Consider the following 13,715-nt stretch of genomic DNA (forward strand, 5'->3'; position numbering starts at 1 on the left):
GCTCTAGTGGGAAGAAGGGCAATATATCCCAGGTTACACGATAAAGACTGGTTGTATCAGAAATACTGGCTGGAGAAAAAGTCTCAAATAGAGATTGCAGAAGAGCTAGGTTGTTCTCAAAGCTCTGTCTCCTTAGCGCTTAAGAAGCTAGGAATACCAAGCAGAAACTTAAAGCAAGTATGGGAAGATTATAAACATCCTTGTAAAGGGAAAAAGAGAAATAGGCTCAAAGATGCGCTAGCTCAGATTAGCAATATAAAACGGAAAGGCTATTACCGTCCAGAATTGTGGGATAGAAAGTGGCTGTACGACAAGTACTGGAGAGAAAAATTATCATTACAGGATATTGCAAAATTGCTTGGTTGTAATTATGGAACTGTGTATAGAGCCTTTAAAAGGTTTAGCATTCCTCGCAGAAGTAGAAAAGAAGCTACCAAAATAGCACTAAACAAACCTGAGGTCAAAGAAAAACTTAAGAAATATATGAGGTCTCTTTTATCAACGCAGGAGAAAAAAATAGAGTGGCTCATGCACATTCTGGAGAATGTAGGGGCAAACAAAGGCCCTACAAAGCCTGAAAGGAAGCTTATGGAAATTCTAGATAAAGCCTTTCCAGGTGAGTGGATCTACAATGGCAACTGCGAGGCAGGAGTTGTGATAGGTGGTCTGATACCTGATTTTGTTAATGTGAACGGTAAAAAAGTCGTCATAGAAGTTTTCGGTGAATACTGGCATAAACGGGATGACATACCTTACTTTCAGACAGAGGAAGGTAGAATACGCATCTTCAGAAAATATGGATGGGGAGCTATAATATTTTGGGAAAACGAAATTTATGACGAAGAGTATGTGATAAGCAAAGTAAAGGAGGTGGGTCAAAAACTAGGAGGTGAGGTATAATGCAGTGGGAGGATAAGGACACAGCAATGGTCTGCCTTACAGTGTTCGGTATAGTTACGCTGGTAGTTCTCGGGAAAGTACCAGTAGAGATGATGAAGGACGTGATCACGGCGCTGGCGCCAGTTTGGACTGCAATAGTATCGGCAATCGCAGGTGCAATTACGGGGCGAAGGACAGCGGCGTAACACCTCTGAGCTCGTTGGCTACAGTCGTTGGAGCCGAAGCTGGAGCGAGAGTTCCCAAGTGATCGCGCACAAACCGCGCAGCATCAAACAACGTCAAAAACGAGCTGGAGAACACCATTTTTATATCTTTTATTTTTTAATTTTAGCTTGCCTTTTACTGGAAGTGAGACCCCATCAACAATTTTACCACCTCTTTCGATTAGAATCGTATGGTCTGAGATTCTGACACGATATTTTTTGTTTATGGCTGCGACGAAAATCGCCTCTTTCTTTGCAGGATAATAGATCAGGTCTGAGAGAGGTTTCAGCTCTGCTTTCCTCGCCCCTTTACCCGAATCTCTGTATAGCATTATCCTTTTACCTTTCAGTTTTCCCTCTACTTCTTCTTTTCTCTTCACCCCTTCATACAGCTGCTCGCTCCAAGCCTTGATGGCCGCTTCCAGAATCTTGAAGAGTGCTTCAATCATTTTACAACAGCAATTATGGGGATGCCATTAAAAGAAATCACAGGCTCTAACCTAATGCCGAAACGCTTACACAAGCCTTGGACGATTGCACTCGCCTCTTTCACATTTCTCTTTTTTATCTCATATACGCAAAAATGCTGCAGCTCTAAACCTCTCAGAATTCCTTCTTCTCTTAGAGTTTCCTCAAGCGCGCACCCTCTCGGATGTATTATATGCAAAAGGCAGAAGCGCTCCCTAATCTCAACGAAAGAGGCATCATAAAACGCATCAACAAGCTCTCCGTAGAAGCCTACACGGACTGTGTGATCCTCTTTTATTGTATGGTAAACGCCTTTCTGCTGTGCGAGATAAGAGAAAGGAACAAAGTGCTCAATTATTGAGGTCGGATTAACAGGGGGATATAGTTCAAGATAATGAGCAAAGAATGTCTCGCCGTTCTCTCTGAACCGCTTCACCGAAGGTGGAATCTCCAAGGGTATGGCGTATTCTGCATGAGAAGTTCCAATCTTTGAGTTGAGCTTGTGCTTTCTTCCACACAGCTCGCAAAAGTAAAACATTAGGAGAGATTGTGTGAGTGAAGATAAATCTTTTATGATGTACGATTCCTAACCGAAAGTCTTATATATACCCAAATCATATCATCAAATGCGATTGTCGGCAAGCCTGCCAATGGCAGAAGTGCGCAGCTGGTATCGCAAGCAATCCCGAAAGCCTTTGAGGTGGACGGGATAGAGTGTGTGGAGGTGCGCCCTGTGCGATGGGTGACGCCGCACGAAAGTATTTTGGGCCGAACGGCGCAAAATGTGCAACCTTGTGTGTTGGATGGAGGTGATCTGAGATATGAAAGTAGTTGTTGAAATAGCAGTCTATGATGGGTTTGGAGTAGATGATGGGGTAACTAAGGAATTTAACTCTCTTAAGGAGGCTTTAGATTATGTCTTCGATGACCTCGACGGTAAGATAGTAGAGCTCTCAAAAGACTCGTTTGGCAGATATATGATCATACCAAAGGATTATGATCCTTATGTGGAATATACAATAGAAGTCAAGGAAGACTAAACTCTCAATTCTTCCATACTCTCACTCACTCAGCTTATGACTTGAGCCTCCCAAACTATTTTAACATTTCCTGTGCCTGAAGCAGGTGCAGAGGCGAACTTAACTCTGATTTTAGTGTTGTCCGCAGGGTCTACATAGCCTACGCATGGTGAGGCTGCTATTGCATCCGATGAAACAGGTGTAACTTTCACAACAATTCTTGATGGATCGGTCACAGCTAAGCCGTGATCTCCGATGAGGAAGTCTGTTGTTGTGCCGTCTCCATCGAAGGTTTGTGTGCCTGAGTTTTTAAAAGGGGCTTTTTCAACCATAATCCCATCAAAGTCCCACTCGGTAATATTGCCAATATCGTAATAGTCAGTATCCGCAAATTGACAATTTCTGACTATTAATTTATCATAGTAATTGCTAACTGAAATAGCCACAACACCTGTTCTGGTATTTTCGGGGTTTAATTTTCTGAATTGGCAACTAATGATGGCTCTTTGTGAGCCATTGGGATCCATCCGAATTGCTATAGGCACATCACATGATAGAAAAGCACAGCTTTCAATTCTGCAAGTTGCATACCAATGATTTTCTGTTCCATCATCGTGCATTCCTAAATGAATCAGAGGTGCATCATTACTAATAGATGCAAAATGTATGTTTTTAACACTCCAAGGGCCGCCATAGCCATACAGCCAAGGTTTGTCGGATATAGGATCGTCTGGTTTGATTGCAGGAGAACACCCATCGATTACTGCTTGTGAAACATTTTCAAGATACATTTTTGCCATCTCGCCGCCACTAATATGTAGTATTTTGCCACCAACGATATATAATCCGTGTCTCCATGTGCTAATTCTGGGCTCATCAATAAATAAAGCATCTATGTGGTATGGGGCGTAAAGCCACATTCCCTTGCTCTCCGACTCCCAAGCCCAAATATAAATCAGATTAACATTACCTGTGTTCTGTCTATCTACAAAGATGTCGCTTGCATTTGGATTTGTTTGATACGAACTACAATCTATAAATCTTACAGCATTTGTATTGTCTGGTGCTCTGCTGGGATATGCAAATCTTATCAAGCCATTCTCATCATCAGCCTCTCCCATAAATATACAGTTAAACACTAAACTATTGCCGCCCCACACACGCTCAAATTCCAATGCTACTTTCGCATTATATATTACACAATCATACATTTTTGGGTTTCCACAATATCTTAGAGCCGCCCCCTTTCTTCCATTCGCATTTATACACAAATTGCACAACTTGACATTTTGAGGATAAGTGTCAGTATCACCATTATCAACTTCGAGTAAGAAGCCGTCAGATTCGTTTATAAGTTCAACGCCGTTGTCAACGAGCTGTAATGGTTTTCTAATATATATAGTTGATTTAATATACATCTTATTATTGTCTGCACTACTTGATAATACAATCGTAGGTCTAATAAACGAATCTGATGGTATATCTGCCGTAGCGTGGTCAATCGCGCTCTGTATCACGCTCGCATCATCCACTCCAGCTTCTCCTGATGCAATCGTCTTACCATCTGAGTCTTCAGCCCATACGGTAGAGCCATCCTTGCAGACAATCGCTGAGTATGGCGCTACCTTCTTCTTCCAGTCTTGCATTACTGGATCATAGGTGTATTCAATGCCAGTATCCTCTTCCACGAACTTAGTACCTGCTCTCAGTCCCGAAGGCCTCGTGTCTCCACTCCTACCTCTCAGGATACGCCTCCAGGGGGAGAACCACATGGGGGATCACCAGTAGCCGAGTGCTTCTAATCTCCTCCTTATTTCTTCGTCTTCGTTTATAATAAACTTAGTTGCGAATTTTCTCAATCTCTCATCCTTCTCGCAGGGAATGCCGTGCACAACGTACAAATGACAGTCGCGACACTTGAAGCTAATATCAAAAGCCCAACCTTTGAAAACAGGGTGCAACGACCCACACTGATGCGGAAATAACTCACCACCACATTTGCACTCATACCCGCCCTTTATCTTGCGGGCTAAGACTACATCACCCTGTAGTTCTAACTCATACACGACATGCGGAAACTCGACTGTCAACTTTTCATCTGAAACTACGAGCATCGCTTCTACTCATCCACTCAGACCTTCGGCGTCTGTGCTATATGCACAAAGCCTATGTGGACTTCGCAACCATTCGCATAGGTTCCTTCTACTCTCACCACAAGAGAGCTCTTCACCTTAACTCCGACCAGAGCGCGGTAAACACTTTCTGATGCACCAATCGGTATGGTCGGATAAATCTGACTATCTCCATCCTTTATGATGAGACTAACCGCGCTTGACTCTTTATTATAAGCCGTGATAGTCTTAAGTGCGAGTGCGTCGCCAGCTGTAACCTCTTTCAATGTTATATCGCTTCCGTAGGTGGTGACGTTCTGGAATACTCCATCTTCAGCCCTCACGCAGTCAATTGCAGGCTCTATTTCACCCTCCAAACCCTGCTTCAGGACAACGAAGTATGAGGTCATTTAGTGGCACCTCCTTTCTTCTCTTTCAAAATCGTTTCCACCTCTTCAAGGAAAGAATACACGGAAGATATTGGGGTGTAACCTCTCAGGTCAGAGGGAACTGGTATAAGCTGAATACCCCCCTTTGTCTTAATCTTTGCACGCTGCACATCCGCAGCCAACTTCTTAAGTGCTGCCGCAGGCATTTTTTCAAGCGCTTCCCTGCTGAGCGAGAGCCACGTGACCCGGTATTTCCTACCTTCGATGTTTAGCCTCGGCGTGATAGTTCTGCTTGATGGATTGTATGCGCCAAAGACCGGGATAATACCTTTAATCGCAAAGTATTCCCATGTCGGATCAAAATATGGTGAATCTGCTCCAGTCACATAACCATAATCCGCACCCAAGCTTATACCAGTCTTGTAGGATGTGAAGCGTTCCACATCTTCAGGCTCTTTCATATAGATGCGCACAAAACTTGGAGAGATACCAATACCTACATGATATATCTCGGTAATTGTCCTGGGCTCTAGGATTTTAACGTTCTCAGCATCTTGAGGTCGTCTGAAATCCGCCGAACTTCCTGCCGAAAGCGAGGAGAAGGCGTATGTTGCCATGAACGGTTCGCTATACTCTACTCTGCAAAAGTATATCCTCGGTTGATTGTTCGGATCAAAGAACCAGAAGCCTAACAAGCTTCCTTCGCTGATATACTCAATCATGAGCGATCACCTGCACTCCACTTGAGCACTGAAGCTACGCTTCTATGAGCCAATCACAAGCACCTTTATGCTCAGACCTGCAGGATACGAAGCGCCATCTGCCAATTCTTCGCCGACAGCACTTCCATGATCTGCAACTGATGTGACGAATGTGCCGAGTGATGTTGATGATGCGTATGCTGCGTCTGTTGCTCCGCAAGCATCGTGCGTCGCATCTGAGGTTGTAACGCTGTGCGATGCTGATGAAGTCGGATAACGAATCACCACTTTAGCAGTCGCTCCGCTTATTGATGTTATCTCGAAGATATAACCGCTTGCACCTATCGGAACAACAATATCTAATTTGCGAAGATATGCGCTGAAATCAACGCTATCTCCGCCTGCTGGATAAGTGTCTGAGAATGAGAGCGTGAAGATGCCTATTACCTTAAAGGCACCATTTGTGCTTAAAAAAGAGGTGGAAAAATCCTTAGAAACTGAGACTGTCATTTTTACGCACTCTCCTCTATCACTCTACTCTTTCACCCTATTCCTTCACTCCGCCCCCACTCCACTCTCGCACACTCTTGTTCGCTTAGCTTTGCGATCACTCGCCGAGCACCACTAAAGTGAACGAGACACCGCTCAAATCCGTCCCTTCAGTTACTTCGATTGCTGTACCGTCTGCTGCGGCATCGTAATCATAGTATCTTGCGACCACTGTTACGGTTGTGCCGCTTGCAGAGGCTTCAAGCGCATAGCCTCTAGCGTGTGACTGGCAGACAACCGCTTGCACAGATGATAAATAAGAAGAAAGAGAGAGGGAGTCGCCGCCTGAAGCGTACGACGAAGACATCGAGGCATTTATGAACGCTAAGGTTCGCTTTCTGCCCATCGCATCGTATACGCTGAAGAGCTGAATGGAGTTTATGCTGATTGCACCCATGCTGCTCACCACCTGTTGTTTATGTCGTTAGTTTACTTGTCGACTGACGTTGGCTTGAACGTGTGCAGCTTTCTGCCTTTGCCGAATGTGACTCCGAGCAACACAACCTCGTTCGTCGCTGCTGCAGAGCAGTAAGCCTTCGCAAACACCGTGTCCTTCGGCTTGAAGATCATCGTCGGAATGGGCTTAACAGGCACTCTGTAATCGGAGTCTGCGAGCGTAACTACGGGCTTCAGGATGATCGGGGGCATGTCAATGTTTCCGATCTTGAAGTAGACTTGCTCAACCACTTGAGAGTCGCTGAGGTTCGCAATGCCAGTGACGCACATACCAAGCTCCTTGTCAATGTTCACTGCAGTTCCATAACCGCTTCCGTAGCCGATCCAGTTCCCTTCATCAGCTGAGAATGAGAATGACCAGGTGTCTGAGGGCGTTTCTGTGGTGTCTGTGGTTCGCATTATGTCTGATGGCTTGATCTCTCTGAAGCCATACTGGTCGGCGTTGCAGAAGTAGCCGTAGAACACACCCATGTCTCCAGCCTTCTTGATGATCTGACCTGCTGCCAAGATGTGGGCTGCTTTCGCCTGCAAGAGCGCTGCGATGTTGTTGTAAGGCTTAATCACAGTGACGTACTTGCCGTTTCTGTATTCGATCTCCTTCTTGTATGGTGCGATGTATGAAATGAAGTCGTTGATGAAGCGCATGAGCTCGTCAGCTGTGAAGGGTTCCATCTCGTAAGTGTCTCTGCCTATGCGAACTTCCCCTTTGCCCACGACCTCCTCGAGACCGAGAACTCTTGCGTAAGCGGCGAGAACTCTACCATATCTACCTCTTGCAGCAATCTCTTCAAGAACAGTTGCCATTTTTCACCACCTTACAAGACCAGGGGCTCTTCCGCCTCCTTCTCTTCTTCCTCACCCTCGACAATGCCTCCGAGCAGCGTGGGCTCCTCAGGCTTCTCTTCCTCGCCGAACAGCTCCTCTTCCTCTGGGAAGAGTTCCTCTTCGCCGAGCTCCTCCTCTCCTAAGATCTCTGGCTCTTCCTCTTCTTCCTCTTCCTCACCGAACTCTGGCTCTTCCTCGCCGAAGAGCTCTTCTTCCTCCGGGAGGAGTTCCTCTTCGCCGAACAGCTCCTCTTCCTCTGGGAAGAGATCCTCCTCTCCTAAGATCTCTGGCTCTTCCTCTTCTTCCTCTTCCTCACCGAACTCTGGCTCTTCCTCGCCGAAGAGCTCTTCTTCCTCCGGGAGGAGTTCCTCTTCGCCGAACAGCTCCTCTTCCTCTGGGAAGAGCTCTTCTTCGCCGAGCTCTCCAACCTCGCCCATCAACGCAGGAGTGCCTGCGAGCGTGACTCTGCCCTTGCTCACGATCTTAATGACTTCCATTATTGTGCGTGTGAAGCCACCGATCATTGCCATCTGTCCCATGCGGACATCCCCGGTCATCTTGTGAATCAGATGCCCGACGACGATGCTCGCAAGCCCTTGGACTGCCACATAAGGCCATGTGCCAGGAACGCCCCATCTGAATATCTGTGGCGTGTAGTGAGCTGTTGCGACGCCCACAACAACACCCAATAAGTCCTTGCCACCCACTCCAAGCAAATACTTCTCGTGGAACTCGACTGCCTTTCCTTTCGCCTCTGCGAGCGCTCCAGCCGCTCCCTCTGGAGGATTGAAGAGGGTGGCTTTCTCCTCTTCCTTGACCTCAGGATTCCTGGCAGGAGCTGGATACCAGCCTACGAATGGCTCTTTCCCCTCTTCTTCCCAGCGCTTTCTGACTGCTTCGAAAGCCTTTTTCCAGAGCTCTGGCTGCTTGAAGACTGCTTCACCTGCACGTGCCTTGAACTCTCTCCAAACTTCTTCGATGAACCCTGGTGCGAACGGGTTCGGTATTGTTCCACCTCCTGGATTCACGAGAAAGACTTCTTCCTCCATTTCCGCTTTTCTGTTGAGAAATCAAAGTTAAAAACCTGCGTCCTAACTTAGTTCTAACTCGTTCCAACTGAGTTGGAGTTAGGTGGGGTTGGGCTTTTGTTATGTTATTGGCGACTGTTACCGACCATCTTGCGAGCCCCTCTTGCACCAACTAGACGATACGATACATACCTTCGAGGGAAGGCGTGATCATATACACATAATTCTCGCGCTCTCCTTCAGGCAAAGCCAAAAACCTAAACTTTACTTCTCTGAAGATATTCTGAAGTGCTGTCTTCCGCTTCTCCGCAAGAAGCGAAGGCTCACCTACGAAGATTGCGTCTGCAATATCCACGAAATGACGACCCTCCTTGATGAAGATGTGATTGTCTTTCCTAGCGAGCAGTTGGAAGAGCCAAGCGTAGGCTTCTCTCTCCTTCTTCTTTAAGGGTTGCGCTGCATCATATAGGAGGACTTTACCTTCAGCGCTGTCTTCTCCTTCTTCCGTCACAAGATACACAATCCTATCGACTTTAACTTCTGCCTTCGGAAATGGGAAGTTTCCTTTGATTGTGTATATGGGTTTGCCTGCGCTTGCGAGTGTCGCAAGCCTCAGAAGAATCGCATCCGCATACTTACCAAAAACTATGTATATTCCGCTCGGTGAAATCGCTTGAAGAACTTCGTCGCTAACTCTCTCTCGCTCCTCAACAGGCTCAGTTATCTCAGAAGGTGGTGGATTTCTGGCTCTGAGCCTGCGCAGCTCGTCTGGCAGCTCAAGAAGTCCTCGCTCATCAAGCTCATCAAGAGCATCCAATATCTTGACCACACTCTTCGGGAGCAGCTTGGAGAGTATGTCATCTAACATTTGTATCCCCCTCAATCCTCCTCTTTTTCACTATCCTTTATAAATAATTCTCTCGTGACGTTATTCTCATTCAGAAATTCATACTCCACTTCGCCTAACGAAGAGCCCCAGTTTAATCTTCTTTTCGTCATCTCGATATATCTCTCATCCTTTTCTATTGTTATACAACTTCTACCCAAATCTCTCGCCACTTTCATAGTAGTTCCTGCACCCCCGAAAGGGTCTAAAATCACATCTCCCTCGTTGGAAAGATACTTAATCAGCCATTCACAGACCTTCTCAGGCTTCTGTGTTGGGTGAAAACCGTATTTGTATCGCTCATTACCTGTGCAAATAGGTGCAGTAACATAATTGCGGTGCTGCCCCAGTTCGTAGTTGAATGTGGCATACTTTCTTGAGGTTGAGTGTTTGGTAGCCCAGAATATCATAGAGACTGCGTTCATAAAAGACACTTTCCTCGCCATAGGAACAGGGTTTTCTCTTATCCAGAAGAGAGGTTGCCTCGCAATACCGTCGTGCTTTTTCACCCACTTCACCAAAGGAGTTATCTTGAAAATGTCAAAGAAGATGAGAAGATGCGCTCCTTTACGCATCACTCTCCAGACTTCCTTTAACCACTTGAATGTGAATTTCCAATATTCTCTTTCAGAATCAAATATATCCCACTCTCCAAAGAAGAACTCTATATCCTTCCCTCTGTATTTGTAGAACTTCTTCGGGTTTCTTGAGCGACTTATCTTCGCCTCTTTTGAAATCATAAAAGGGGGGTCGGTCAGCACCATGTCTATGCTCTCATCAGGTATTTTCGGCAGAACTTTCAGGCAGTCTCCATGTATTAGCGCAAGTTTTACCATCACTTACCTCAGCCGCCTCTTAAGCTGAGCGAGAGCTGCTCTGACAATCTCACCTTCTGTGAGAAATCTACCTTCATTTATCTTCTTTCTCATCCACTTGTAGGTGTTCTCATCGATAAGCACACGCAATTTGATGCCACCTTTCTTCCGCTGAAGATGACCGATCCATGCGAAGTGCAATCCATCCACATACATCTCTCCTTTCTCCTTTATAGGCATGAGCTTATGACAGGGTATCTCCTTCAGAAGGTGCGATGGTAAAGCATAAGGGAAAACGAGAAAACGAACATCGTAATCCTTGAACTTCTCGCATATTTTCAGGTCAGTAGGATAGATTCGGCAGGTCGCTTGGTAAAGCTTAGGCACATATATCACGTTATCTACCTTGAACAGAACTCTGTCTCCAATATCCACTAACTCAGGATTCAGACCTTTCTTCTTTAGGTACTGATATGCCAACTCTCTTACCTTCATGCTCGTTTACACCTTCGGCTTTTGCATCGCTTTGAAGACAAAGTTCATAATGTCTTCTATACCAAGCTCAATCCTAACCGTTATTCTGACCTTATTACCAACAATTTCTACGTGATAGTTGAAGTCGGGTTTTTTGTTGGTAGAGCCCCCACTAACACTTCCAACATCAGTACCGACATCCGCACCCATTATCTTCTCACCTCAACCTATGCGGTTAATCTTACGAGCATCTTCCTATATGCGTGAGGGCACCACCCGAAAGGGACATCCTTTGTAAGCTCGACACAATACCATCGCCACGAGCCGTGCGGTCTGACCACAGCGATTACGTGATTGAATGCACCATCGCCTGTCGTATCTAAGATGAGAAGTGCTACCTTATGCCCGATTGACATGGCAAGAGCAGCGTATAGCTGTGAGAGGGTCTCGCAATCTGCTTGACATAAGCGCCTATCTCTCAGGCAGCGCTTCAGCAGTGCGTATGGCGAAATTAAAACTTCCCTACCGAACCAGTCCTTTGCATATCTGAAGCGCTTTCTTATCCATTCGTGTAGAGCTTCGCACTCACACAGGTAATCTTTCTCGGGGCACTTGCTCACGATTCTGAGTGCGAGTGTCCTGATAAAGTAGGCTCTCTCTGGCTTGCTGACGTCTCTGAGCACCTGCCTTCTCAGGATGGATGCGATTTCACCTATACCCTCGTAGGTGATTAAACGGGCTCTCATTTCTCAACAGGCGGTGGGGATGTGTATGGGGCTGGAGGTAGTGGTGAAGAGGGTGAAGGAGGTGAAGGAGGAGATGACGCTTTGAACTTATTGTATAAGTAGAATGCGAAGAACGCCAGCAATAGACCGACTCCGAGACCTTTCAAGAAGTCTGGCGTGAAAACTGCGTGATAAGCTCCTTCTCCCCCTCTGTAAACTGCGAAGCCTTCGCCTCCGGTAGGTTCTCTGTATCTGATTTTCTTCACACCACGCAACCTTGATGCGCCCTTTAGGGGTTTTGCAATTAGAACGACTGGCTCTTCCACTTTTCCTCACCATCCTTACTTCTCTTCTTCTCCTTCTTCCTCTTCTCCCTCTATATCTTCAAACCCGAGGTCTTCTTCGATTTCTCCTAAGTCGCCGAAATCTTCTTCTAAGCTGAGGTCTTCCTCAAAAGGTATGTTCAGTGTTTGCTCGCAAGCCTCTAAGATTTGCTCGAAGTCGTCGATAAGCGCATCTTCTTTCTCTGATGCGAGAACATCTAAGAAGGCGTCGTTGACTTTTGAAGTTCCGTAAAGGTAGATGCTCTTCGCAACACTCTCATCCTTCAGAAGCTCTGGATGAGCCTTGCAGATGCTTATAATAGACTTCATCGTCTTCTTCGTTCTCTCGTAGTCGTCAAGAACCTTCTTCACGAAATCCTCACGAAACTTCTCCACCGCCATTTCCGCTCTCACCCCTTCCTCTACGCTCTTTCTTCTCTTCTTCTTCCTCTTCTTCTTTTTCTTCTTTTTCCTCGCCTATACCTAAATCTATTTGAACTTCGCCCACACTGAAATCTAAATCTTTTTCTGCTACCTGTTCCTTTTGCCTTGTTCTCTCTCTCGCCCTTAGTTTTGCTCTCGCCTTCGCAGCTCGCCTTCTCTCAACAGCCTTTCTCAGAAGGTCGAGGAACTTGCGAAGCCAATCTTCGTGCTCTCTGAGCGTGTTTGCGATCTCCTCGCCACCATACATAGAAGCGTATGAGATCAGCTTGTTGTAGTCATAATCTATCTTTCTCAGAAAGATTAGGAAGGCTCTGACATAGGGATTGTTCTTGGCCGTGCGTAAGAGTGTGAGAACCTCCTCAGGCTCCCTCTGCGCAAGCATTTGCACTAGGTTTGACAGAGCTGCGATGTATGTTTGTTGCTGTTGCTGCTGTTGCCACTGTTGCCGCTGTTGTTGTGGTTGCGATTGCGGTTGCGGTTGTTGCCGCTGTTGTTGCTGTTGTGACTGTTGCTGCTGCAACATCGCTTCCCACTGCTGCCAAGGCGGAGGGGTGAGTGGGCTAGAGGGTTGAGGTGTTGGAAGAGGCGTTTGATAAGGTGGGAACATTGCTTGAGGTGGTTGACCTGCTAAAGGTTGTCCTGTCAAAGGTTGACCTGCTAAAGGTTGACCTGCGGGTGGTTGAGCAAAAAGCAGAGGTAGAAAGGCTAAGAAGTAGGAGAGGATTTGAGGATTAAGAAGTCCCTCATTGTTACCGGCAAGCTTTCTTCTGACCTCTTCAAACTGCAGCAGCTTGCTCAACTCATCACCCTCCTTGAATCTTGAGCGAAGGTATGAGCGGACTATTTCGTTCTTCAGCTCAGGATCTTGGTCTAAGACATTTTTTGCACTTTTTTCCAAAGCGTCTTCAAGACTTTCTTTCTCTTCCTCCCTCTTACGCATCTTTGCTTCTCTCAGAAAGCCCCAGGCTTCTTGGAAGGAGATGCCTGCTTGCTGCGAAACCATGAGTGCCTGCTGAATCTCTTCATACTCTGAGGACTGAGGTGTTGGCGGTGGTGGCGCTGGATTGCTATCTTTCACCCTCACTTCTATCTCTTCCTCCGCAAAGGGACTTCTTTCTTCACCACCGAGCTCATAAGTGTGAACTCTGAACTCTCGCGGGGTTGTTGCATAGACATGATAAGAGCCCCCGCCGAAGTCTTCGTAAAACTCCCTGCGAATGTCATCAATCGAAGGAAAGCTTGTGAAATAGCGAGGTTCTTCCTCGGATGGAAGCGCCATGAGCGTTCTTCTTCTTCCTATGCGAACTTCTTTCTTTATGATGTATCTTTGTTGAGTTCCTTGTGCTGATGCAAGCCTCTCAGCCGCCTCTATACGCTTCTCCAGCTTTCTTACTTCTTC

At 46.3% G+C, this 13,715-nt stretch carries 21 protein-coding genes; 3 read left to right on the plus strand and 18 right to left on the minus strand.

Annotation, left to right across the window (positions count from 1 at the left end; translation table 11 throughout):
- Both J7J01_02600 and J7J01_02605 read left to right on the plus strand, forming a co-directional pair.
- A partial coding sequence (locus J7J01_02600; GenBank protein ID MCD6209781.1) for a hypothetical protein occupies window positions 1–900 on the plus strand: 900 nt, incomplete at its 5' end.
- 26 nt (window positions 901–926) lie between these two features.
- Entirely contained in the window at window positions 927–1,085 is a 159-nt protein-coding gene (locus J7J01_02605) for a hypothetical protein (GenBank protein MCD6209782.1), read from the plus strand.
- Between the two features lie 83 nt (window positions 1,086–1,168).
- On the opposite strand, the gene J7J01_02610 is transcribed toward J7J01_02605, so the two are convergent.
- Window positions 1,169–1,552 (minus strand): hypothetical protein, encoded by a 384-nt coding sequence (locus tag J7J01_02610; protein ID MCD6209783.1) that lies wholly within the window; start codon window positions 1,550–1,552, stop codon window positions 1,169–1,171.
- Window positions 1,549–2,007 (minus strand): hypothetical protein, encoded by a 459-nt coding sequence (locus J7J01_02615; GenBank protein ID MCD6209784.1) that lies wholly within the window; start codon window positions 2,005–2,007, stop codon window positions 1,549–1,551. The genes J7J01_02610 and J7J01_02615 overlap by 4 nt, the downstream gene beginning before the upstream one ends.
- 385 nt (window positions 2,008–2,392) lie before the next feature.
- Between J7J01_02615 and J7J01_02620 the strand changes: the two genes are divergently transcribed.
- Complete coding sequence (locus tag J7J01_02620; protein MCD6209785.1) at window positions 2,393–2,611, plus strand: hypothetical protein; 219 nt, start codon at window positions 2,393–2,395, stop codon at window positions 2,609–2,611.
- Between the two features lie 29 nt (window positions 2,612–2,640).
- Here the strand turns inward: J7J01_02620 and J7J01_02625 are convergent, their stop codons facing one another.
- The 16 genes from J7J01_02625 to J7J01_02700 all read right to left on the minus strand — a co-directional run.
- Window positions 2,641–4,278, minus strand: a complete 1,638-nt coding sequence (locus tag J7J01_02625) for a hypothetical protein (GenBank protein ID MCD6209786.1) — start codon at window positions 4,276–4,278, stop codon at window positions 2,641–2,643.
- A 90-nt stretch (window positions 4,279–4,368) separates the two neighbouring features.
- Window positions 4,369–4,704, minus strand: a complete 336-nt coding sequence (locus J7J01_02630) for a hypothetical protein (GenBank protein ID MCD6209787.1) — start codon at window positions 4,702–4,704, stop codon at window positions 4,369–4,371.
- A gap of 17 nt (window positions 4,705–4,721) precedes the next feature.
- Window positions 4,722–5,111 (minus strand): hypothetical protein, encoded by a 390-nt coding sequence (locus J7J01_02635; protein MCD6209788.1) that lies wholly within the window; start codon window positions 5,109–5,111, stop codon window positions 4,722–4,724.
- Window positions 5,108–5,812: a hypothetical protein gene (locus tag J7J01_02640; GenBank protein ID MCD6209789.1), complete on the minus strand. Its 705-nt coding sequence runs from the start codon at window positions 5,810–5,812 to the stop codon at window positions 5,108–5,110. Before J7J01_02640 ends, J7J01_02635 begins: the two co-directional genes overlap by 4 nt.
- Window positions 5,813–5,854: 42 nt before the next feature.
- Window positions 5,855–6,301, minus strand: coding sequence for a hypothetical protein (locus J7J01_02645; protein MCD6209790.1), 447 nt, complete (start codon window positions 6,299–6,301; stop codon window positions 5,855–5,857).
- Between the two features lie 97 nt (window positions 6,302–6,398).
- Window positions 6,399–6,647 (minus strand): hypothetical protein, encoded by a 249-nt coding sequence (locus J7J01_02650; GenBank protein MCD6209791.1) that lies wholly within the window; start codon window positions 6,645–6,647, stop codon window positions 6,399–6,401.
- A gap of 122 nt (window positions 6,648–6,769) precedes the next feature.
- Window positions 6,770–7,600 carry a hypothetical protein gene (locus J7J01_02655; protein ID MCD6209792.1) on the minus strand — a complete coding sequence of 277 codons (831 nt, stop codon included), beginning with the start codon at window positions 7,598–7,600 and terminating at the stop codon, window positions 6,770–6,772.
- Window positions 7,601–7,611: 11 nt separating this feature from the next.
- Entirely contained in the window at window positions 7,612–8,670 is a 1,059-nt protein-coding gene (locus J7J01_02660) for a hypothetical protein (protein MCD6209793.1), read from the minus strand.
- A gap of 151 nt (window positions 8,671–8,821) precedes the next feature.
- On the minus strand, window positions 8,822–9,517 hold the full coding sequence (locus tag J7J01_02665; GenBank protein ID MCD6209794.1) for a hypothetical protein: 696 nt from the start codon (window positions 9,515–9,517) through the stop codon (window positions 8,822–8,824).
- 11 nt (window positions 9,518–9,528) lie between these two features.
- A complete protein-coding gene (locus tag J7J01_02670; GenBank protein ID MCD6209795.1) occupies window positions 9,529–10,371 on the minus strand; it encodes a hypothetical protein in 843 nt (280 codons plus the stop codon).
- A gap of 3 nt (window positions 10,372–10,374) precedes the next feature.
- Entirely contained in the window at window positions 10,375–10,845 is a 471-nt protein-coding gene (locus tag J7J01_02675; protein ID MCD6209796.1) for a hypothetical protein, read from the minus strand.
- 6 nt (window positions 10,846–10,851) lie between these two features.
- Window positions 10,852–11,034, minus strand: a complete 183-nt coding sequence (locus J7J01_02680) for a hypothetical protein (protein ID MCD6209797.1) — start codon at window positions 11,032–11,034, stop codon at window positions 10,852–10,854.
- 17 nt (window positions 11,035–11,051) lie between these two features.
- A complete protein-coding gene (locus tag J7J01_02685; protein MCD6209798.1) occupies window positions 11,052–11,570 on the minus strand; it encodes a hypothetical protein in 519 nt (172 codons plus the stop codon).
- The gene (locus J7J01_02690) at window positions 11,567–11,875 is read right to left on the minus strand and encodes a hypothetical protein (protein MCD6209799.1); all 309 of its coding nucleotides are present in this window, start codon (window positions 11,873–11,875) and stop codon (window positions 11,567–11,569) included. Before J7J01_02690 ends, J7J01_02685 begins: the two co-directional genes overlap by 4 nt.
- Before the next feature lie 15 nt (window positions 11,876–11,890).
- Window positions 11,891–12,286, minus strand: a complete 396-nt coding sequence (locus J7J01_02695; GenBank protein MCD6209800.1) for a hypothetical protein — start codon at window positions 12,284–12,286, stop codon at window positions 11,891–11,893.
- On the minus strand, window positions 12,252–13,715 hold a 1,464-nt coding region (locus tag J7J01_02700), incomplete at its 5' end, for a hypothetical protein (protein MCD6209801.1). The genes J7J01_02695 and J7J01_02700, both read right to left, overlap by 35 nt.

This window comes from Methanophagales archaeon (assembly GCA_021159465.1).
GTDB lineage: Archaea > Halobacteriota > Syntropharchaeia > Alkanophagales > Methanospirareceae > G60ANME1.